We start from the raw sequence: 22973 nt of genomic DNA, 5'->3' as shown, positions 1-22973 counted from the left end.
AATATATAGAATATGAAAGAGCTTTTTAATTAAAAGGTTGTATATGCTCCTGAACTTACTCACACTTACACTAATTACTGACACTATAAAAACTGAAATTTTTTCAGTTTTTATATATACTAAGTCGGTTAGGAGGATTTAAATGGATACTTTAAAAGGGCTAAACCCTGAGCAGAAGAAGGCTGTTAAACATCACCAAGGTCCTTTGTTGATTTTAGCAGGGGCTGGCTCTGGTAAGACGAGAGTATTGACCCATCGGATTGCTCATTTAATTTATGAATACGGTGTTTCTCCTTATAATATTTTAGCTGTAACCTTTACTAATAAAGCAGCAGGGGAGATGAAAGAGAGAATTGAAAATTTGATTTCTGCAGATAGTAAGGCTATTTGGATGAGTACTTTTCATTCTATCTGTGTACGGATTTTAAGAAGAGAGATAAATAAATTAGGTTATAATACTAATTTTGTCATCTTTGACACCAGTGACCAGAGAACTTTAATTAAGAATATTTTAAAAGAGCTGAATATAGATACCAAGAAGTTTAATCCTAGAGCAGTACTAGGAACAATTAGTAGTGCTAAAAACCAATTGATTTCCCCCAAGGATTATGAGAGTAATAACTATTTTGAAGAGGTAGTTAAACAGGTTTATGAATTATATCAAGAAAGGTTGAAAGGAAATAATGCTTTAGATTTTGACGATTTGATTATGAAGACTGTTGAGCTATTTGAGGAGTATCCTCTAGTTTTAGAACATTATCAAGAACGCTTTAAATACATATTAGTTGATGAGTATCAGGATGTGAATCATGCTCAATATAGATTGATAAATCTATTAGCAGAAAAATATAAGAATATCTGTGTTGTTGGTGATGATGACCAAGGAATTTATGGTTTTAGGGGTGCGGATATTAGTAATATTTTAAGCTTTGAAAATGATTATCCTAATACTAAGGTGATTAAGCTTGAACAGAATTATCGTTCTACTAAAAAGATTTTAGAGGCTGCCTTTGGTGTGGTCCGCAATAATATAGATAGAAAAGATAAGAAATTATGGACTGAGAATGATGAAGGTCAAGATTTAAGATTATATAAAGCATCAAGTGGACAAGAAGAAGCAGATTATATAGCTAATGAGATCAGTAGATTAAAGGAAAGAGATGATTACAGCTTTAATGACTTTGCAATTCTTTATCGTACTAATGCCCAGTCAAGAAGTTTAGAGCAAGCTTTGATTAGAAAGGAGATTCCCTATAGAATAATTGGGGGATTGAAGTTCTATGATCGTAAAGAGATTAAGGACATCTTAGCTTATCTACGACTCATTTATAATCCTGATGATGATATAAGTTTGGAGCGTATTATCAATGTACCAAAACGGGGAATTGGTAATACTACTATTGGTCGTTTACAGGATTATGCTTTAAAAGAGGGGATTAATTTATTAGAGGCTGTTTATCAGGTTGCTAAGATTGGTACTCTTGGAGCAAGATCTACCTCGAAAGTAAGAAGTTTTGGTGAGATGATAAATCAATTCAGAGCTAAAGCAGAAGAATTATCTGTACTGGCTTTGACAGAGAAAGTTTTAGATAAGACAGGATATTTAAAAGACCTAAAATTAGAAGGAACAATTGAAGCAGAGAGTAGAATCGAGAATATCAATGAACTTTTAACTGATATGAAAGAGTTCAATAAAGAGGATAGAGAGGGGAATTTAGGTGATTATCTCGAAGAGGTATCTTTAATAGCTGATGTAGATAATCTTGATAAGAATGCTGAAGCTGTAGTTTTGATGACCTTACATAGTGCCAAGGGATTAGAGTTTCCTATAGTATTTTTGGCAGGGATGGAAGAGGGATTATTTCCTCATAGTATGTCTATGAATAGTGAAGCAGAGGTTGAAGAAGAGAGAAGACTATGTTATGTAGGAATTACAAGGGCAGAGAAATTATTGTATTTAACCCATGCTACCTATCGGATGGTCTATGGTAAATCTCAATATAATGCTCCTTCCCGCTTTATTAGTGAAATTCCTAAGACTCTCTTTAGTTTAAAGAAAGAGAAGAAGGATAATAGGGTGAAAGCGGTAGTTAAAGAGAAAACTAAGAGTGTTGAAACTGGCAAGTTTAGTGCTGGGGATAGAGTACTCCATCAAAAATGGGGTAAAGGCACTATAATTGCAGTAGCTGTGGATAGTGGCTTGGAGAAAGCAACAATTGCTTTTCCTAATGAAGGTATCAAAGAGTTAGCCACCCAATATGCTAAGTTGACCAAATTATAATTGACAATGTATAATGTACAATTTACAATAAAAACTGCATAAATAATTTTAAATCATATAGAAAATGAAAATAGTTTAAAATATTTTTTGCAGCGAATTAACACGAATCATACGAATTAAAGACTAGATAGATTAATATTTTAAATCGTTCTAGTTTAAATTAGCGTAAATTAGTGAGATTCGTTGCTACATAAATTCAATTATTAATTAAATAAGAGGGGGAATTGAAATGTCTATTTATGTTGTAGGGCATCAGAATCCTGATACAGATTCTATCTGTGCAGCGATTACTCTTGCAAATTTAAGAAAAGAGTTAGGGGAAGATGTAGAAGCGATCAGATGTGGTAAGATCAATGCAGAAACAGAGTTTGTTTTAGATAAGTTTGGTGTAAAAGCACCTAAGCTAGTAGAGAAAGTATCTGCAGGTGACCAAATATTTTTGGTAGATCATAATGAATTAAGTCAAGCAATCCCTGGGATTAAAGAAGCTGAAATAGTTGGTGTAGTTGATCATCACCGTATCGGTGGTATCTATACTGGGAATCCAATCTATTTTAGAAATGAGCCAGTAGGTTGTACAAGTACAATTGTTACTAAGTTATACAAAGAGAATAATGTAGAGATTAGTGATTCGATGGCTGGATTATTGTTATCTGCAATTCTATCTGATACAGTAATCTTTAAGTCACCTACTTGTACTAAAGAGGATAAGGTGATTGTTAAAGAGTTGGCTAAACAGTTAGGAGTAGATATTGAAGAGTATGGCAAAGAATTATTCCAAGCTGGTTCTGTAGTAAATACTTTATCAGCTAAAGAATTGGTACAGAATGATTATAAGGAGTATGAATTTGCTGGAGATAAGATTGCAGTAGGGCAAATTGAGATTATGGGCTTAGATGAAGTTGATACTGCTAAAAAGGAGGAAATCATAACTGCTATCAAAGAGTTAGTTGAAGCAGAAGGTTATAAATCATTGTTATTAATGATAACAGATATTATGGCTGAAGGTACTCTACTGACTTATAATGCTGAAGCTAAGGAAATTGTAGCTGGAGCCTTTGATGTAGATGCTGGAGAGAATGAAGTCTATCTAGATGGTGTGTTGTCTAGAAAGAAACAGATTATCCCTGTATTATCTGATTACTTTGCCTAAAATAATTCTAAATAAAAATGAGACCTAAAATTTTAGGTCTCATTTTTATATTAACAGGCTCTTTCTTTTTCTGTGCCTGACATTATCTCTAATAGTTTCTCTTTGATTTCAGGATCTGCTAAAGCAATAACAGTATCATTAGCTTTGATTATAGTATTTCCACGTGGGACAATTGCTTCATCTCCCCGTAAGATTGTGATTAAAATAGCTTCATCAGGAAGTTTAATATCCTTTACCATGGTATCTTGGATAGGAGAGCTTTCACCTACTTGAATATAGTGCATCTTCAAGTCCTTAATACTATCAGCCCATAACTTTGATGTCTCTTTAATAGCTATCTCTTCTTGAATCAATCCCAGCATCAGTGAGGTTGAACTAATGACCTGATTTACACCTAACCATTCAAAGAGCTTTTCATTACCTGGATTATTTACCAAGGTTAATGTTTTGGGAACATTAAACTGCCTCTCGGCTAACTGACAGATTACCAGATTATCTTGGTCATTACTAGTAACAGCGACAATTGTATCAGCTTCATCAGCTTTCGCCTTTTCTAGAAATTTTCTTTGAGTTCCATCACCTAAGATAACATCAACTGCTAATTCATTCTTTAATTTGTTAACTTTCTTTTTATCGGATTCAATAACTGTAACTTGATGTCCAAATTTATGGCAATATTTTGCCAGTTGATATCCTTTTTTACCGCCACCAACAATAATTATTTTCATATTATTACCTCCTTGGCCAATTAGGCTTGGGTAAGAATTTTTAAATTAGAAATTTTAAAAGACCATCATATATTATACTATAAAGGTAAGTATGTTGCAAAGAAATTCCATTATCTTACAGATGATTAGCTGTGTATTAGCAAGGTTTATTGTTTGAATTTTTAGCTTATTATATTAAATTTATAGAGGATTTTTCATAATAATAACTAATTAAAATATAGTATAAGGTATGCTTATTAAAAGATTATGATATAATAAAGTGAAACTTATGATAGATAATGCGACACTTCGTGTCGAGTGTGAGCTATGAGTGTGAGTGTGTGTAATGGGGTTTACTCACACTCACACCCCCACTCACGCTAATTTTAAAAGTGTCATAATATCCCCATACAAAGTCATATTCAAAAATTTAAGTCTAGTTATTTGCTTAGATAGCAAATAGATATTGGTTATAGGAGGATTTACATGGAAGATATCAAGAAAAGAATTGAAGAATTACGAGAGAAGATACATAAGCATGACTATTATTATTTTGTCTTAGATAATCCTAAGATTAGTGATATAGAGTATGATAAGCTGATGCAAGAGTTATCGAAATTAGAAGAAGAACATCCAGAGTTAATTGCTCCTGATTCACCGACACAGAGGGTAGGTGGAGAGCCTATCGATGAATTTAGAAAGGTAGAGCATCAAGTAGCTATGTTGAGTTTGGACAAGGTCTTTTCAGAAGAAGAATTAAGGGATTTTGAGCAGAGAATAAGAAGAGATGTTGAGCAAGAGATTCAATATGTAGCTGAATTGAAGATAGATGGCTTATCGGCTTCTTTGGTCTATGAAGGTGGTAGCTTAGCCCAAGGAGCTACCAGGGGTAATGGGAAAATTGGTGAAGATGTTACCCATAATATTAAGACTATTAAGAGTATTCCGTTAAAATTAGATAAAGAGATTGATTTAGAAGTCAGAGGGGAGGTCTACTTTCCTAAAGATAAATTTATCCAATTAAATCAGAGAAGAAAGGAAGCCCAGCAAGAAGAGTTTGCTAATCCTCGCAATGCAGCAGCAGGAACTTTACGCCAGCTTGATCCTCAGACAGCAGCCAAACGTCCTTTAGATATTTTCATCTATGATAGTGCTTATCTAGAGGGAGAAGAGTTTAGCTTACATAGTGAAAGATTAACTTACCTTAAAGAATTGAATTTTAAGGTAAATTCTGAATGGAGAATATGTACTAATATCGATGAGGTAATTGAATATTGTCGGTATTGGACCCAAAAGAGGGATGAATTAAATTATGAGATTGATGGAATTGTAATTAAAGTGGATGATTTAGCTTTACGTGAGAGGTTAGGCAGTACAGCTAAACATCCCCGTTGGGCAATTGCTTATAAGTTTCCTGCTCAACAAAAAGAGACCATAATCAAGGATATTGAGATTACAGTAGGAAGAACAGGATCATTGAATCCAACGGCTATCTTAGAGCCGATTTACTTAGATGGTTCAGTAGTTAGTCGGGCTACTTTACATAATCAAGATTATATTAATGAAAAGGATATTAGAATTGGTGACAAGGCAATTATAGAAAAGGGTGGAGATATAATCCCTAAGGTGGTTAAAGTCTTGCCAGAGAAGAGGACAGGTCAAGAAGAGAAGTTTGTTATTCCCAATGAATGCCCTGTCTGTGGAGCAGGAGCAGTTCGTTTAGAAGGAGAGGCTGTAATCAGCTGTACTGGTGGAGCCTGCCCTGCTCAATTAAAAGAAGAGATTATTCACTTTGTCCAAAGAAATGCTATGAATATTGAAGGAGTAGGACCTTCCTTGATAGAACAGCTATTAGATAATGAATTAATAGGTGATGTAGGGGATTTATATTATCTAAAGAAAGAAGAGCTAATGAATTTAGAGAGAATGGGTGAAAAATCCAGCCAGAATGTGATTGATGCCTTAAAGAAGAGTAAGAATAACTCCTTAGCCCAATTATTATTTGGCTTAGGAATTCGCCATGTAGGTAGCAGAGTAGGGCAAGTACTGGCCCAAAACTATCAGGATATCGAGGCTATTACTCAGGCAAGTGAAGATGAGCTGTCAGCAATCAATGAGATTGGTCCTAAGATTGCTCAGAGTATTGTGACATATTTTGATCAAGAGCAGAACCTTAAAATCATTGATAAACTAAGAGAAGCAGGGGTCAATTTAGAGTCTCAAACTTCTAATGTGGAAAAATTATTAGAAGGGAAGAAGGTAGTTGTAACTGGTACTTTACAGGACTTTACCCGTAAAGAAGCCAAAGAAGCCATCACTAGCTTAGGGGGCAGGGTCACCAGCTCGGTCAGTAAGAATACAGATTACGTAGTGGTAGGTGATAACCCTGGTTCTAAGTATGACAAGGCTCAAGAATTAGGAGTTACTATTTTAAATGAAGCAGGATTTAAAGAGTTGATAGGTGTAAGCTAAGAATAGCTTACACAGTGTCAGTGTGAGTGATTAGTATCAGTAAAATCAACAGTATTTAAAATCTTTCAACTCACACTCACACTAATAACTCACACTAAAAACAAGGAGGAATTATAATGAGACAAGCAATCATGGAAACAGAGAAAGGAACAATGAAGATTGAATTTTATGAGCAGGATGCTCCAAATACAGTAGACAACTTCTGTAAATTAGCTGAGGAAGGATTTTATGATGGATTAACTTTTCATCGAGTAATTCCTAACTTTGTAATTCAAGGTGGATGCCCTAAGGGAACTGGAACAGGAGGACCTGGATATACTATCGACTGTGAATTAGATGGAGATAAGCAATATCATGATCGAGGAGTATTATCGATGGCCCATACTGGAAGAAATACAGGTGGGTCTCAATTCTTTATCTGCCATGGTAGAGAGAATACTCAGCACTTAGATAGAAAGCATACTTGCTTTGGCAAGGTAGTAGAAGGTCTTGAAGTAATAGATGATATTAGACAAGGTGATGTCATTAACAAAGTAACTATTGTTGAAGGTGAAGAGTAGTATAATAGCTAGTGGGATAATTTTTATTAGTTGGTCGTTGACAGTTAAGGCCAAGTTCAAAAAATCATATTTAAGTTTTCAACTATCCTATGAGCTTAAAGAGCAAGATAGGTTTTATTCAAAAATGGTTTTCGGAGAGATTTTGATTTTGACTATCAACGGTCAACTGTTAACTTAAAATTATTATAATCTTCATATTGATTTAAGTAGACTGTGTAAATTTATATAAAGGAAAGGAATAACTTCATGCTCGATATTATTATGAATTATATTTTAAATCTTGAGGTTTATGTTATGCTACCTATTGTTATGTTTATTGTCAGTTTAATGATACAAATACCAGTTAAGCAGGCAATGAAGCATGCATTGACTTTAGGTATAGGGTTTATTGGTATCTTTATGACCCTTGATCATTTTGTAGCAAAGATTGCTCCTGTAATTAAGGAAGTTGTTGAGCAGACAGGGAGTGATTTGACTGTATTGGATGTAGGTTGGCCACCTTTAGCTGCAACAGCATGGTCATTTAAGATTGCTCCGGTTTTGATGGTTGTTTTTATTGTTATCAATATAATTATGCTATGGTTGAAATTAACCAATACCTTTAATATTGATATCTGGAATTTTTGGCATTTTATCTTTACAGGACAGTTGGTTTATGCTATGTCAGAAGATCTACCTATTGCAATAATTTCTAGCATTACCTGTATGATTATAATTATAAAGTTAGCTGATTGGAGTGCGGAAGCTACTGAAGACTTTTCAGGTATTAAAGGTGTTTCTATTACCACCTTATCTGGTACAGCATATTATCCAATTGCCTTGGCTACAGATAAATTAATCGAAAAAATCCCAAAAATTAATCAGATTAATGGTAATCCTAAGCATATACAAAAGAGATTAGGTTTTTTTGGTGAGCCGATGTTTATTGGGCTGTTATTAGGAATAGGATTAGGGATTGTTGCTGGTTATAGCTTAAAAGAAGTGGCTGACTTGGCTATTAATATTGCAGCTGTTGTATTTATATTGCCTAGAATGGCTGGAATTTTAGGGGAAGGATTAATGCCTATATCTACAGGGGCTAAAGATTATTTACTTAGTAAGTTCCCTAGTATGGAGGATGCTCGGATTGGTATGGATATGGCTGTTTTAATTGGATATCCAGCAGTTATTGTATCAGGAATTATTTTGATGCCAATTGCATTAATACTTGCAATCTTGTTACCTGGAATAAAATTTATTCCACTAGCTGATCTACCTAATATGATTGGTGCAGTAACTTTAGTTGTTGTAGGAACTAGAGGGAATTTATTCAGAGCTGTTGTTGCCTTTATTCCTATCATAATTGCTAAATTATATATTGCTTCTGCAATGGCAGGTACTTATACTAATTTATTAGACAAGGCAGGGATTGTTATTAACCAATATAAAGGCACTATAACCTCCTTTTTAGATGGTGGGAATCCATTTAGAATTTATCTAGTATACTTATTCCAAGCTAAACTATGGGCTATAGGTATCTTACCTATATTCTCTTTTTTGATTTATATAACTTGGAAAGAGTATAAGAGGAGAAATGATAATTTAGAGAATACTATCTCCAAACTTGAATATTAGATTTTTAATAATTTTCTATAATATTGAAGTGAGTACTACCTTGTGATATAATGAGTAATTAGTTAAATAATCAAGCATAGTTAATGGTTAGATGGACTATTAACTATTATACTATAAACTGTGTACTATATAATGAAGGGATGTGAAAAAAATGAAGATTAATAAGGAGACTGTTGAGAAGGTTGCCCATTTAGCAAGACTAGAGGTAAGTGAAGATGAGAAGGAGTTGTTTGCTCATCAGTTAAGTGATATTTTAGATCATGCTGAGAAATTAAATGAACTTGATACTGAGGATATAGCTCCAACAGCTCATGCTCTACCAATTAAGAATGTGTTTAGAAAGGATGAGGTTAGAGATTCTCTTGATCCAGAAGCTGTTTTAGCCAATGCACCTGAGAAGGATGAGGGCATGTTTAAGGTACCACAAATAGTAGACTAATTTGCTAAGAAGTAAGAAGTGAGGAGAAAGCAGTAAGGAGTACGGAAAAGGGCTTTTTGAATCTTTTTACTACTCACTTATCACTGTTCACTACTCACTGAACTTAAAGGAGGGAAATAATATGGAACTTTACCAATTAACTGCTCATCAGTTACATGAGAAGTTAGTAAATAAAGAGGTCACTGCAAGAGAGATTACAGAATCTATATATAATAGAATTGAAGCAGTTGAACAAGATGTGAAAGCTTACATAACTTTAACAAAGGAAGATGCTTTAAAACAAGCTGATAAGGTTGATCAAAAGATAGCTAATGGTGAAGAGATTGGACTATTAGCAGGAATTCCAATTGCAATCAAGGATAATATGTCTACTGAGGGTGTTAAGACTACTTGTGCTTCTCAAATATTGCACAATTATAAACCACCTTATGATGCTACAGTAATTAAAAAATTAGCAGCAGAAGATTATATTATGGTAGGTAAGACTAATATGGATGAATTTGCGATGGGTTCTTCCACTGAAAATTCTGGATTCCATCCAACAGGAAACCCTTGGGATTTGGCAAGAGTACCAGGAGGTTCTAGTGGTGGGTCTGCTGCTGCAGTAGCTGCTGGAGAGGCTATTATCTCTTTAGGTTCAGATACAGGAGGATCTATTAGACAGCCTGCTGCTTTCTGTGGTGTAGTAGGATTAAAGCCAACTTATGGACTAGTTTCTCGTTATGGATTAGTAGCTTTTGCTTCTTCTTTAGATCAGATTGGTCCATTTTCTAAGGATATAACCGATTGTGCTATTGCTCTAAATTACATAGCTGGTCATGATGAATTTGATTCTACTTCTGCTAATAGAGAGGTGCCAGATTATACAGCAAGCTTAAATCAAGATATCACAGGAATGAAGATAGGTGTACCAAGTGAGTACTTTGGTGATGGAATCGACCAAGAGGTTAAAGATGCTGTTTGGGCTGCAATCAAGAAATTAGAAGAGTTAGGAGCAGAGTATGAAGAGGTATCATTGCCTCATACTGATTATGCACTATCAGCATATTATCTAATTGCTCCAGCAGAAGCTAGTTCTAACTTAGCCCGTTATGATGGGGTCCGTTATGGTTTAAGAAATGAAGAAGCAAAAGGTTTAGTTGAAATGTATAAGAAGACTCGTCAAGAAGGATTTGGTGATGAGGTTAAGCGTAGAATCATGCTAGGAACTTATGCTTTAAGCTCTGGTTACTATGATGCTTATTATAAGAAAGCTCAGAAGGTAAGAACTTTGGTCAAGCAAGACTTTGATAGAGCTTTTGAAAAATATGATGTTTTGATTTCTCCAACAACTCCAACTACATCTTTTAAGGCTGGAGCTAAAAAAGACCCATTAGAGATGTATTTATCAGATATTTGTACTATTCCAATTAACTTAGCAGGTATTCCTGCACTATCTATGCCGTGTGGATTAGACAGTAATGGGTTGCCAATTGGATTACAGATTATGGGTAGTCACTTTGGGGAAGAGAAGATTTTACAGATTGCTCATGCCTTTGAACAAGCAACTGATTACCATAAAAAGCAAGCTAGTTTATAATTAGTGATTAGTGTTAGTGGTCAGTGTCAGTAAAAGATTAGCAAATAATTAAGGTTATATAGTAACTAAGTTACTAACACTCCCACTTATCACTCCCACTCAAAACAACGGAGGTGTAATTTAATGTTAGACGGATATGAAATGACCGTGGGATTAGAGATCCACGTTCAATTAGATACAGATACAAAGATTTTCTGTGGTTGTAAGAACGAATTTGGTGCAGAGCCAAATCACCACACTTGTCCAATCTGTTTAGGTTTACCAGGAACATTGCCAGTTTTAAATGAGAAAGCAGTAGAGTACATAGTTAAAGCAGGACTAGCTTTAAATTGTGAAATTAATACTTTCAGTAAATTTGATCGTAAGAATTACTTTTATGCTGACTTACCAAAAGCTTATCAGATTTCTCAATTTGACCTACCTTTCTGTGAAGATGGACATGTTATGATTCAGCTTGAAGATGGAGCAGAGATGGAGATTGGTATCACTAGAATCCATCTAGAAGAGGATGCTGGTAAATTAAACCATGCTGGCGAAGGTATAGCAAGCTCTGACTCTAGTTTGGTAGATTATAACCGTGTTGGTACCCCATTAATTGAGATTGTAAGTGAACCAGATATCCACTCACCAGAACAAGCTATTGCGTATCTAAAGAAGATTAAGAGTATTTTAGAATATATTGGAGTCTCTGATTGTGATATGTCACAAGGGTCTATGAGAGCAGATGTTAATATTTCTGTGGCTGCTACAGGTTCTGATGAATTGGGAACTAGAACAGAGCTGAAGAATATGAACTCCTTTAAAGCTATCGAGAAAGCTTTAAAGTATGAGCCAAAACGTCAGATTAAGGTCTTAGAATCTGGTGGAGAGATTATTCAAGGTACTCTGACTTGGGATGATGAGGCAGGCAAGACGATTCCAATGAGAAGTAAAGAAGAGGCTCATGATTATCGTTACTTCCCTGAGCCAGATTTGGTACCTGTTATTGTAGAGCAAGAATGGGTAGATGATATTGAAGATAGTCTTCCTGAACTGCCAGATGCTCGCCAAAAGAGATATGTAGAAGAGCTGGGTATTCCAGAATATGATGCGATGGTTATTACTGCTGATAGAGAGATGGCTGACTTCTTTGAAGCAGTTGTAAAAGAGCATAATGATGCTAAAGCTATTAGTAATTGGATAATGGGTGACTTCTCAAGACTGTTAAATGAAGAGTCAGTTACCATTGCAGAGGTTAAATTCAAGCCAGCAGATTTAGCTCAGATGTTAAAATTAATGGATGAAGGAACAATCTCAAGTAAGATTGCTAAGACTGTTTTTGAAGAGATGTTTGTTAGCGGTAAAGACCCAGATACAATTGTAGAAGAGAAGGGTCTAAAGCAGATCAGTGATACCAGTGAATTAGAGAAGATTATTGATCAAGTTATCGCTGATAACCAAAGTGCTTTAGAGGATTACCGTGGAGGTAATAAGAATGTATTTGGTTTCTTCATTGGTCAGACAATGAAAGCTACTCGTGGAAAGGCAAATCCAGGAATGGTTAATAAGATATTAAAGGAAAAATTAGAGGGATAATAATAAAAGGCTGTCACCTAGGTGACAGCCTTTTATTTTATATTATTAATATATACAGCCACAGGTTTCAACCTGTGGTGTTCTATAGAGCCTACAGGTTAAAACCCGTAGCTAATTGAAACATTAAATCTTTAATGCCTATATATAGTCACTCATTACTGGTCTCTATATGTCTGATATCTAAGCCTTTATATAATTGTTTTGGTCTAAATATTGCATTTTTAGAGGCTATATTCTCTAGCCAATGAGCAGCCCAACCCATAACTCTTCCCAGAGCAAATATAGTTGTAAAATAGCTTGGCTCAATATTCATTGTTTTAAGAATCAAGCCTGACCAAAAATCTACATTTGGGTAGATACCCTTATTACCAAATCTATCTAAAGCAAATTCTTCTACCCCTTGAGCTATATTATATAAGTTATCTAGGTGCTTGTCTATTTCAAAAGGATTATCTTCATTGAAGATTTTAGGTAATAGTTGATTTTTGAAATAAATTCCACGAGGGTCATAAGTTTTATAAACTCGATGGCCTAGTCCCATTATTTTTTCTCCCTCAGCTATCTTATTTTCAATATAAGTCTTTATATTTTCAGGTGAACCAATCTCTTCTAACATTCTAATTACCTTTTCATTAGCCCCACCATGTAGGGGTCCTGATAGTGAATTGATGGCCGATGATATAGAAGCAAAGATACTTGCATGAGAAGATCCCACAGCTCTGACTGAGAAGGTACTATTATTGATTGTATGGTCAGCATGTAAAATCAACAGTTGTTCAAATATATCTACTAAGTCTTTGTTCTTAGCTGATTTCTCATCAAGACAATATAAAGCATAATGAGCAAAAGAGTCAAACTCTTTGCCTTTAGCAAAGTCAGGATCTTTAGTTCTATATACGCCAATTAATGTAGGTAGCTTTGCTATTAAGCGGATAGCCCTTTGCACATTCTCTTCTTGATTTTTAATATTAAAAGATGTAGGGTCACTCCCTTGTAACAATAGTACACTAATGCTGAGCATATACATAGGGTGTAAATTCTTATCCATATGTGCAATTGAATTGGCTATGCTTCTATCTATATCTTTATAGTTAAGAAACTCTTCTCTTAACTCATCTCTTTGCTCTTGAGTGGGCAAATTTTCTTTAAGTAACAGATAGCAGACATCTTCATAGCTACAATGTTCTGCTAATTCTTCTGCTGGATAGCCTCTAAAAGTCAATATTCCTTTTTCTCCATCGATATTACTAATCTTTGATTCAACTATGGGGATTCCTTTTAGACCAGGAAAGTAACCCTTATCAAATAAAGTAAGCATTATTTCTGAATATTCCTTCTTTATTCTCTCTTCTGTAATATTGCAAAAGCACAAACATTCATTTATTCTCTCTAACATAATAAATAACAACTCCTTTACTACTTTACTTCTTTTTTTTACTAAATTTATTAGATTTAATCCTGATATCTATAAAAACTATCTATTAGTATCTAAAGTCTCGGTATATCTCCATCTATTTAAATTATAAATATACTTTATAAAGAATAAATACAAATTGAGTATAGTGTTATTATACTATCATATTTTTAACTTTTTGACAACTCTATGTCAAAGAAGCAACTATATATCTATTTAGTTATTATGATTAAATAGTATACTATAAGATGTAGTGATATAAGTCTTAGGTAACTATCTAAGCAAGGTCTAATTGACAAATAGTTGATTACTAGGTATAATAATGATGGGATTATTTATAATAGTTTATTTTGTTTTTAAATAAATGAATTTATGTATATTTATACAATAAATTAATAAAAGTAGTTAGGAGTGAGGATTAATGTATGATGTAACTTTAATACCTGGTGATGGAATTGGACCAGAGATTACTAAATCAATTCGTGAAATTATAGAAGCGGCAGGTGTTAAGATTAATTGGGAGATAGTCAATGCTGGAGAAGGTGTAATGGATCAATATGGGACACCTTTGCCTGAAGAGGTATTGGAATCGGTTAAGAAGAATAAGATTGCTTTAAAGGGACCTATTACTACTCCTGTAGGTAGTGGATTTAGAAGTGTAAATGTTGCTATTAGACAGAAACTAGATTTATATGTTAACTTAAGACCAGCTAAAACTATGAAGGGTGCTCCAACTAAGTTTGAAAATTTAGATGTAGTTATCTTTAGAGAGAATACAGAAGGATTATATGCAGGAATTGAACATATGGTCGGTGATGATGCTGCTGAGAGTATTAAGATTATTACTCGTAAGGCTTCAGAAAGAATTATTAGAGCAGCTTTTGAGTATGCTAAAAAGAATAATCGTAAGAAGGTAACTGCTGTACATAAAGCAAATATCTTAAAGTTAAGTGATGGGCTGTTTAAGGCTGTTGCTGAAGAGGTAGCTACAGAGTATCCTGAAATTAAATTTGATAATAAGATTGTTGACAATATGTGTATGCAATTAGTCCAATATCCTGAAAACTATGATGTATTAGTATTACCTAACCTTTATGGTGATATTGTTTCAGACCTTTGTGCAGGATTAATTGGAGGTTTAGGTTTGACTCCAGGTGCTAATTTAAATGATGAGCTTGCTGTTTTTGAGGCTGTTCATGGTTCAGCTCCAGACATAGCAGGAGAAAATAAGGCTAATCCAATTGCTTTATTATTATCTGCTTGTATGATGTTAAATCATTTAGGTGAAAAAGAAGCAGCTGTCGCTATTGAAGCTGCAGTAGCAGAGATATTAGCTGAAGGAAAAGTACTAACTGGAGATTTAGGGGGTAGTGCTAGTACTACAGAGATAACTGCTGAAATTATTAATAAGGTTAAAGAAAATTTAGAAAAGAGTGCTTAAATAATAAAGACCTCTGTTAACAGAGGTCTTTATTATTTAATTTGGGTCTTCCACAACTTTTGTGAAAAATTAGATTGATAACTAATAATGAAATATAAGAAATCGGTTATCAAAAATCTGGAATCAGTATAATTCACAGATTTCTGATTTCTGGTTCCAGATTACTAAAATTATATCTGGGGCTATAACTATTGCCAATCACAAAGTTTGTTGTTGAATCTTTAATTTAGTTAGGATATAGGTTTTTAAAATCAACCTTTGTGGAAGCTCTTCTAATAATAAGACAAAAAATTAATTAGCTAGTGAATATCTACGAGAGATATTAAGTAAGAAGTCTTGAGTTAAGGTCATATTATGAATGATTAAACTTGATAATAATTCTAATTTATTAGAATTATCCTCTTCTAGATTAGCCAATAAATTTTCAGTTACTTTTTTGATAGAATTCATCTTTCTTTTTTCTTTACTATTTTCATAGAGATTAATTAAAGCTTTTGTTTTTTTGTATAGTTTATTTAAGTATTCATCTGTATCTTTTTCCAAGTTATATTGCTCTATATAATAATCTACAATGTAAGTAGCAAAATTGTGGGTGATATTTTCTATAGCTACTGAGTTTATATTTATATCATTATTACGAGTGGCTAATAAATAGCTAAAGAAATAGCTACAGTTTAAGGTAAAGTCAAAATCTGATTCTCTATCATTGGTTAAATTTAAAGCAGCTAACTTTTTATTGCTCTCTTCTCTAATAAGTTGTATCAATTCGTCTGCTACCTCTGAACACTTAATTACATTAGATTTAAATAACTTTTTAAATAATTTAGTCATAATTTTTCCCCCTAATCTTCTTTATAAGATAAGTGACTTTTCCATTTTTATAAGAAACATAGGGTGGGTTCACCATTAGCTCCATATAATCCAGGTGACCAGTTAGAGATTATACTTCTTTGCCCCTTTTCATATTATTTACCTTTTATAAATATATATACCATTGTAACAGTGAAAGGGTTGGAAATCAATAAATAAATTACAACATTATATATTCTTTAATTACATTAATTTACAAAAGAGTAAATAAATCCTAAAATATCTAGAACGTTATTTAGCTTGGATGCTTTTTAATAGTTTTAATTGTTCTATTCTTGCTTTTAGTTTAAATCTTTCTTTAGTATCTTTACTCTTCTGTCTTTTCCAAGTTAATTCTTGAATTAGCTTCTCAATATTATCTCTAGTCTCTTTTCTGAGCATTTTATCACCCCTTTAAGCAGGTAAGTTCTTTTTTATATAGAAAATAGAATCATAGCTAAAGACTTAGCTAATGCTATTAATATTAGTGGGTTATATGATCTTATAACCATAAATTTAATTGACCTAATAATGTATATGCTTAAGATCAATAAAATATAATAATAAATTTGTTAAGGAGCGAGATTAATGGCTAAAAGACCAGTAGATGTTGGAGATATAGTAACTATTGAATTAGAAAGCTTAGCCCATGGAGGCGATGTTGTAGGAAGAATTGATGGTTTTGCTATCTTTGTTCCTAAGGGTGTCCCAAAAGAGAGAGCTAAAGTAAAGATAACTCAAGTCAAGAAGAGTTATGGGAGAGGTGAAATATTAGAGATTTTTGATCAGTCAGAGCATAGGATTACTCCATCTTGTCCTTTTAGTGAAGAGTGTGGAGGATGTCAGGTTCAGCATATAAATTATCAGGCTCAATTGGAGCATAAAAGGGAGATTGTCAGGGATAATATTGAGAGAATAGGGAAATTGCAAGACATTAAGATCAATCCTGTAAAAGGAATGGATAATCCCTTCTTTTATCGGAATAAAGCTCAGTTCCCTTTAGGATTAGATAGCGATAATAAGGTGATTACAGGTTTTTATGCCCCAGGAAGCCATGATATTGTTGATATCAATGATTGTGGGATTCAACATCCTTTAATCAACCGAATATCTAGAGAAGCTATTAAGTTGATTGAAGAGTATGGTATCAGTATCTATAATGAGAAAGCACATAAGGGTTTGATGAGACACCTAGTAATTAGAGTAGGGGTCTGTACCAATCAAGCTATGTTAATCTTTGTAACTAAGGATAATAAGTTTCCTGAAGGAAGAGAGATGGCTGATAGATTGATGGCTGAGATTCCTGAGCTAGTTAGTGTACAGCATAATATTAATTCTAAAAAGACCAATGTGGTTTTAGGTAAGTTAACTAAAACTCTAGTAGGTCAGGATCATATTTTTGATTACATAGGTAAGGTTAAGTATAAGATATCCCCATTATCCTTCTTTCAAGTTAATACCTTACAAGCCAAAGTATTATATGATCAAGCTTTAGAGTATGCAAAATTAACTGGTCGGGAGAAGGTAATTGATGCTTACTGTGGATTAGGTTCGATTACCCTTTATGTTGCTGATCAAGCTAAAGAGGTTTATGGGATAGAAGTTGTAGAAGAAGCAATTGAAGCAGCTAAAGAGAATGCTCAGTTGAATGGGATAGAGAATTGTCATTTCCAAGTTGGAAAGGTAAGAGAGGTCTTAGCTGAACTTAAGAAGAACTTTATCCCTGAGGTAATTATAGTTGACCCACCACGTAAGGGGTGTCATGAAGATGTACTAAAGACCTTTGTAGAGATGGAACCAGACAGGATAGTCTATGTCTCCTGTAATCCAAGTAGCTTAGCAAGGGATTTAAAATATTTAGATGAACATGGCTACAAGACTATAGAGGTTCAACCTGTAGATATGTTCCCACAGACTTATCATATTGAGAGTGTAGCGTTGATAGTTGACAGTGTACAGTTATAAGGTGAAATTTAATGGAGATAAAGTGACACTTTTTATAAGTGTAAGTTGGTGTGTGAGTGTGAGTATGCTCTAATAAAAAGAGATTTTAAATACACTCACACTCATAGCTCACACTCGACACGAAAGTGTCGCATTATCATTCTATAGTCTTATTTAAAATGTATTATATAAATTAATTCATATGCAATATGAAAGGAGCAAAAACCATGGCTAAAGTCAAAAAAAGAGCAGTATTAGAGGTTACAATAGAGGATACAGTCTTTCCTAATACAGGTGTTGCTTATGTCGATGGGCATGAGATTAGAGTAAAGAATGCTCTGCCAGGGCAGAAGGTTAAGACCTTTCTTTCTAGAAAGAGGAGTAACCACTATAAAGGAAAATTGTTAGAGGTATTGGAGAGCTCCCCCTTGGAGATAGATGCAAAATGCCCCCACTATGGAGAGTGTGGAGGATGTAGTCAGCAGAGTATCGAATATAAATTACAGACTGAAAATAAAGCAAAGCAGGTTAAGAAATTACTTGATGAAAATGGAATAGAGGATTATAAATTTTTAGGAATTGAGCCTAGTCCTAACATCTTTGAATACAGAAATAAGATGGAATTTAGCTTTGGAGATTTAGAGCGGGATGGAGAGCTCCAATTGGGGATGCACCCTAGAGCAAGGCGTTTTGATATTATCAGTGTAGATAATTGTAAGTTAGTAGATAATGATTTTAGAATAATTTTAACAACGGTTCTAGATTACTTTAGAGAAAAAGGCTTTAAGAAGTATCATGTTCAGAGCAGAGAAGGATATTTACGCCATTTAGTGGTCAGAAAGGGTCTGAATACAGGTGAGATTTTAATCAATCTTGTAACCACATCTCAAATAGACCATGATCCTATTGAATTAAGTGAAAAATTACAGAATCTAGACTATAAGGGAGAGCTAGTTGGATTTTTACAGACTATCAATGACGACTTCTCTGATGCTGTTAAATGTGAAGAGTTAATTATTCATTATGGTAGAGATTATTACTATGAAGAGTTATTAGGATTAAAGTTTAAGGTTAAGCCATTCTCCTTCTTCCAGCCAAATACTCTTGGAGCAGAAAAGCTATATTCTGTGGTTAAAGAATTTTTAGGTATTGCTGAGGACAAAATAGTTTATGATTTGTACTGTGGAACAGGGACTATTGGACAAGTTGTAGCATCTAAGGCCAAAGAGGTAGTTGGGATTGAGATAGTCGATGAAGCTGTAGAGATGGCTAAAGAGAATGCTCAGTTGAATGGATTGGATAACTGCCGTTTTATTGCAGGCGATGTATTAGAGAAGATTGATGAGTTAGAGCAGAAACCAGATCTGATTATTATTGATCCACCTCGTGCAGGAATTCATCCTAAAGCTTTGCCTAAGATAGTCAATTTTGGATGTGAAGAGATGGTCTATGTATCTTGTAACCCTAAGACTTTAGCATCAAATTTAAAGGAATTTCAGGATGCAGGATATAAGATAGAGCAGGTTAAGTGTGTAGATATGTTCCCACATACTGGACATGTTGAGACTGTTGCTTCGCTTAAAATGAAATAATAAGTATATCTAAGTGATATACTTATTATCAAATAATTAAAAATGTAAGAATAGAAATTTTAAATCTACTCATTTAAATTATCCTTAACCAATTTTCTATAAAGATATAAGTTATATGAAAAAAAGATAATGACAATTGGATAGACTATTGCAGAATATAGTAGTGTCCATGTCCTATAGTGTAAAAAATCTACTTTAACTGATATTACTTCATATAATAGAGAGATTATTGTCCAGATAAAAATATATATAATTTTCTGCCATAATGATTTTTTATAAGGAAAATAGTTTAAAATTATTAAATTAAAGGCTGGATAAATAAAAAAACCTACAAATATTGGAGAATAATCTATATCTTCTGTAACTAATATGTAAAGGTTATACTTTACTGCAAAGATTAAATCTGCAGTTGTGCCTAGTAGTATTGCTAAAACAGACATTGTATAGATTTCATGCTTTTTTAAATTTTTGGGTATTAAGTAAATGATTATTGCTAAAAGAACTGTGGATATAGCTACAAATATTAAATGAGGTTTTATTTCAATCACCCTTCCAATAGGTATATGATTATTATTCCTTTTTTTAGCCAAGAATATGCTATAGAAGGTTGTAGATTCTATATTATCACTAGCAAATCCCAAGTTTTTTTAATTTTTCTTTGACGATACTAATTTTATATGCTATAATTAAGTCATTAAGGCCTAACAAGGCGATAAATAGGAGGAATTATTTTTTATGAACAAAGGTACAGTAAAATGGTTTAATGCAGAAAAAGGTTATGGATTTATCGAGCAAGAAGGCGGAAATGACGTATTCGTACATTTCTCAGCTATCGAAGGTGACGGATTCAAATCTCTAGACGAAGGTCAAGCTGTTGAGTTTGATATCGTTGAAGGAGATAGAGGTCCTCAAGCAGCAAATGTAATTAAGTTATAATTGGATATTATGCGTGAGCAGTAATATATAGATTATTACTTAGGAAAAAAAGAGTCTTCCAAATTTATTTGGGAGACTCTTTTTTTATTTTTTGAAAACTAACTAAATAAAAATAGTATAATCCTCTCAAAAAAATTAAAAATAATAATGATTAACTATTATATATAATAAATCGGAGGAACTTATATGAAATTAGTAGCAGGAGATATGCTTTGGACAAGTATTGATAGAATTAGCAATCAGTATACTTATTTAAATAGTGATATAGAATGTGATGTCTTAATAATAGGTGGTGGAGTGACAGGAGCAATTACTGCATATTATTTAACAGAAGCAGGAATTAATACTGTAATAGTAGAAAAGAATCGAATTGGTTATGGCAGTACTAGAGCATCAACTTCAATTCTACAATATGAGATTGACACAGATTTAAATGGTTTAAGTAGTATGATTGGAGAGGAGAATGCTGTTGAGGCTTTTAAGCTCTGTGAACAAGCTGTATATGATATAAAGGAAATTATAGGAAAACTTGATGATAAGTCTGATTTTGAGCTAAAGGAATGTCTTTATTATACCGATAATCCTGCTGAAGCATCTGCTTTGAAGAAAGAGTATGACTTGCGGAAGAAACATGGTTTTGATGTAGAATTTTTTGATAGAGATAGGGCTAAAAGTAAATTTAGTCTAGAAATAGAAGGAGGAATCTATTCAAGGAGAGGAGTAGCTCAGATCGATCCGTATAGGTTTGCTCATGCTCTGATTAGAAAGAGTTCAGAGCAGGGATTGACGGTCTTTGAGAATACAGAAGTAGAGAATATAAACCCTCAAAATGACCATGTAATGCTAGAGACTACCAATAACTTTGATATAAAAGCTAATAAGGTAATAATTGCGACAGGTTATGAGGCAAAGAAGTATTTTAACAAGAAGGTTGCTACTTTCTCTAGAAGCTTTGCTATTGCTACTAAGCCAGTTAATGACTTTGATGGATGGTATAATAGCTGTATAATTCGTGATAATAAGCATGCTTATAATTATATTAGAACAACTGGTGAAGGACGCATTATTTTTGGTGGTGAGGATGAAGGTCTTGGAAAGAAGACAAGCAAAATGTCTAATCTTTCTAATGATGATCTTGTATCCAAACAAAAGTATGAGATCTTGCTCAATAAATTGAAGTCATACTTTCCAGAGATTCAGGGTATAGAAGTTGACTATAGTTTCAGTGGAATCTTTGCAACTACTAAGGATGGGCTTCCTTATATAGGAGGGTATGAACAGATGCCTAATTGCTATTTCAATTTGGGGTATGGTTCAAATGGAATATTGTATGCTATTTTAGGAGGACAGCTATTAAGAGATTTGTGTTTAGGCGAAGGTAGAAAAGAGTTAAAGTTATTTAGATTGAATCGCTAAATCATAGTGATAAGCAAACACAAATTACAATAATTAGCAACATAAATTAGTTTAAAAAAGTAGAGAATAATGGTGTCGGGTATATAATGGTTGGGCTAAGATTTATATATGCTTCTTTACAAGGGGATATATAGGTCGACCAAAGATTATATGCTGGTTATAAACTAGCTGGTATATAGTCAGAGGGCAGATTCTATATGGTTAGCAAAGGTTTCATTATAGTCGGTTATTCTGATTATAATGGGATTGAAACTGATTATATAGAGTCGAGCTAAGATTATAGGTAGTGCCAAAATGGTTATATTTAGCTGAGAGGTTAGCTATAGCTGTGTAGGTATTATCTGTAGTTGAACGAAGCATCAGTATGGGTAATGACCTGCTTGATTATGGTCGAAAGATCATAGTTTGGTATTAAGTTATCTATATTGGTGTTAGGTAGACCATTATATGCTCGATATTATAATAAAATTTATCTTATTTAAAGGAATAATAAAAATAATATAGAAAAATAATCAACTATAAAAGGTATTCTTTAAAGAATATCTTTTACTTATTAGGGATATATTTTTTAATTGCTTACTTACATAACTATGAGTTTTTGGCAATTATAATTGAAAAAAGGAGGATATTAATGGCAAATATAAAGTATGAAATCATTGATAAGGTAGGAAAAATTTCAGAATCACCTAAAGGATGGACTAAAGAGCTAAATCTTATCAGTTGGAATAATAGATCCCCCAAGTATGATTTAAGAGATTGGGCACCTGATCATGAGAAGATGGGCAAAGGTATTACTTTGAGCAAAGAGGAGTTAAAGAGCTTAAGGGAAATTCTTAATGGGATGGATTTGGACTAATATAATTTGAAAAAGTGACTATTAAGAGAGATAATGCGACACTTTAGAGTTGATAGTTGATAGTGTGTAGTGGATAGTTAAAAGACTAAAAACCTATGTTTAAATGATTTTGAACTTAACTGTCAACTATCAATTATCAACTATA

20 protein-coding genes are annotated in these 22973 nt (G+C 33.4%); 15 read left to right on the top strand and 5 right to left on the bottom strand.

All coding sequences use genetic code 11. The annotated features are described in order from the left end of the window. Nucleotides 1-142 precede the first annotated feature (142 nt). Complete coding sequence (gene pcrA / locus ACTCDL_RS02645) at nt 143-2281, top strand: DNA helicase PcrA (protein ID WP_463173800.1); 2139 nt, start codon at nt 143-145, stop codon at nt 2279-2281. Between the two features lie 229 nt (nt 2282-2510). Then, nucleotides 2511-3434 carry a manganese-dependent inorganic pyrophosphatase gene (locus ACTCDL_RS02640; protein WP_463173799.1) on the top strand — a complete coding sequence of 308 codons (924 nt, stop codon included), beginning with the start codon at nt 2511-2513 and terminating at the stop codon, nt 3432-3434. Nucleotides 3435-3484: 50 nt separating this feature from the next. On the opposite strand, the gene ACTCDL_RS02635 is transcribed toward ACTCDL_RS02640, so the two are convergent. Further along, on the bottom strand, nt 3485-4162 hold the full coding sequence (locus ACTCDL_RS02635; RefSeq protein WP_463173797.1) for a potassium channel family protein: 678 nt from the start codon (nt 4160-4162) through the stop codon (nt 3485-3487). 465 nt (nt 4163-4627) lie between these two features. Here ACTCDL_RS02635 and ligA point away from each other — a divergent pair, with 465 nt between their 5' ends. From ligA to gatB, 7 genes are all read left to right on the top strand, one after another. Continuing rightward, nucleotides 4628-6613, top strand: a complete 1986-nt coding sequence (gene ligA / locus ACTCDL_RS02630; protein ID WP_463173796.1) for an NAD-dependent DNA ligase LigA — start codon at nt 4628-4630, stop codon at nt 6611-6613. 116 nt (nt 6614-6729) lie between these two features. Continuing rightward, nucleotides 6730-7173 carry a peptidylprolyl isomerase gene (locus ACTCDL_RS02625; protein WP_463173794.1) on the top strand — a complete coding sequence of 148 codons (444 nt, stop codon included), beginning with the start codon at nt 6730-6732 and terminating at the stop codon, nt 7171-7173. Beyond that, nucleotides 7163-7351, top strand: a complete 189-nt coding sequence (locus ACTCDL_RS02620; protein ID WP_463173792.1) for a hypothetical protein — start codon at nt 7163-7165, stop codon at nt 7349-7351. Before ACTCDL_RS02625 ends, ACTCDL_RS02620 begins: the two co-directional genes overlap by 11 nt. 83 nt (nt 7352-7434) lie before the next feature. Continuing rightward, the gene (locus ACTCDL_RS02615; RefSeq protein WP_463173791.1) at nt 7435-8787 is read left to right on the top strand and encodes a PTS transporter subunit IIC; all 1353 of its coding nucleotides are present in this window, start codon (nt 7435-7437) and stop codon (nt 8785-8787) included. A 151-nt stretch (nt 8788-8938) separates the two neighbouring features. Further along, nucleotides 8939-9226, top strand: coding sequence for an Asp-tRNA(Asn)/Glu-tRNA(Gln) amidotransferase subunit GatC (gene gatC / locus ACTCDL_RS02610; protein WP_463173789.1), 288 nt, complete (start codon nt 8939-8941; stop codon nt 9224-9226). Nucleotides 9227-9347: 121 nt separating this feature from the next. Beyond that, nucleotides 9348-10805 carry an Asp-tRNA(Asn)/Glu-tRNA(Gln) amidotransferase subunit GatA gene (gene gatA / locus ACTCDL_RS02605; RefSeq protein ID WP_463173787.1) on the top strand — a complete coding sequence of 486 codons (1458 nt, stop codon included), beginning with the start codon at nt 9348-9350 and terminating at the stop codon, nt 10803-10805. 123 nt (nt 10806-10928) lie between these two features. Further along, nucleotides 10929-12380: an Asp-tRNA(Asn)/Glu-tRNA(Gln) amidotransferase subunit GatB gene (gene gatB, locus ACTCDL_RS02600; RefSeq protein ID WP_463173785.1), complete on the top strand. Its 1452-nt coding sequence runs from the start codon at nt 10929-10931 to the stop codon at nt 12378-12380. Between the two features lie 148 nt (nt 12381-12528). Here gatB and ACTCDL_RS02595 read toward each other — a convergent pair whose 3' ends face one another. Further along, nucleotides 12529-13698 carry a citrate/2-methylcitrate synthase gene (locus ACTCDL_RS02595; RefSeq protein ID WP_463173784.1) on the bottom strand — a complete coding sequence of 390 codons (1170 nt, stop codon included), beginning with the start codon at nt 13696-13698 and terminating at the stop codon, nt 12529-12531. A 517-nt stretch (nt 13699-14215) separates the two neighbouring features. Between ACTCDL_RS02595 and ACTCDL_RS02590 the strand changes: the two genes are divergently transcribed. After that, complete coding sequence (locus ACTCDL_RS02590; RefSeq protein ID WP_463173783.1) at nt 14216-15235, top strand: isocitrate dehydrogenase (NAD(+)); 1020 nt, start codon at nt 14216-14218, stop codon at nt 15233-15235. Between the two features lie 291 nt (nt 15236-15526). Here ACTCDL_RS02590 and ACTCDL_RS02585 read toward each other — a convergent pair whose 3' ends face one another. Continuing rightward, a complete protein-coding gene (locus tag ACTCDL_RS02585; protein WP_463173782.1) occupies nt 15527-16066 on the bottom strand; it encodes a hypothetical protein in 540 nt (179 codons plus the stop codon). Nucleotides 16067-16336: 270 nt separating this feature from the next. Then, nucleotides 16337-16486, bottom strand: coding sequence for a hypothetical protein (locus tag ACTCDL_RS02580; protein ID WP_463173780.1), 150 nt, complete (start codon nt 16484-16486; stop codon nt 16337-16339). Nucleotides 16487-16672: 186 nt separating this feature from the next. On the opposite strand from ACTCDL_RS02580, the gene rlmD (ACTCDL_RS02575) reads away from it, so the two are divergent. Beyond that, nucleotides 16673-18049 (top strand): 23S rRNA (uracil(1939)-C(5))-methyltransferase RlmD, encoded by a 1377-nt coding sequence (gene rlmD / locus ACTCDL_RS02575; RefSeq protein ID WP_463173779.1) that lies wholly within the window; start codon nt 16673-16675, stop codon nt 18047-18049. A 206-nt stretch (nt 18050-18255) separates the two neighbouring features. Next, entirely contained in the window at nt 18256-19620 is a 1365-nt protein-coding gene (gene rlmD, locus ACTCDL_RS02570; protein WP_463173777.1) for a 23S rRNA (uracil(1939)-C(5))-methyltransferase RlmD, read from the top strand. A 65-nt stretch (nt 19621-19685) separates the two neighbouring features. Here the strand turns inward: rlmD (ACTCDL_RS02570) and ACTCDL_RS02565 are convergent, their stop codons facing one another. After that, entirely contained in the window at nt 19686-20168 is a 483-nt protein-coding gene (locus ACTCDL_RS02565; protein ID WP_463173776.1) for a CBO0543 family protein, read from the bottom strand. A gap of 187 nt (nt 20169-20355) precedes the next feature. Between ACTCDL_RS02565 and ACTCDL_RS02560 the strand changes: the two genes are divergently transcribed. The 3 genes from ACTCDL_RS02560 (at nt 20356) to ACTCDL_RS02550 (ending at nt 22828) form a co-directional block, all read left to right on the top strand. Continuing rightward, nucleotides 20356-20556: a cold-shock protein gene (locus tag ACTCDL_RS02560; protein WP_068715630.1), complete on the top strand. Its 201-nt coding sequence runs from the start codon at nt 20356-20358 to the stop codon at nt 20554-20556. Nucleotides 20557-20742: 186 nt separating this feature from the next. Then, a complete protein-coding gene (locus ACTCDL_RS02555; protein ID WP_463173775.1) occupies nt 20743-21972 on the top strand; it encodes an NAD(P)/FAD-dependent oxidoreductase in 1230 nt (409 codons plus the stop codon). Between the two features lie 631 nt (nt 21973-22603). Continuing rightward, on the top strand, nt 22604-22828 hold the full coding sequence (locus ACTCDL_RS02550) for a YdbC family protein (protein ID WP_463173774.1): 225 nt from the start codon (nt 22604-22606) through the stop codon (nt 22826-22828). The last annotated feature ends 145 nt before the right edge of the window (nt 22829-22973 follow it).

Source organism: Orenia sp. (assembly GCF_055140805.1).
Note: the sequence above shows the minus strand (reverse complement) of the source record. Positions and strands in the feature narration are given on the sequence as shown.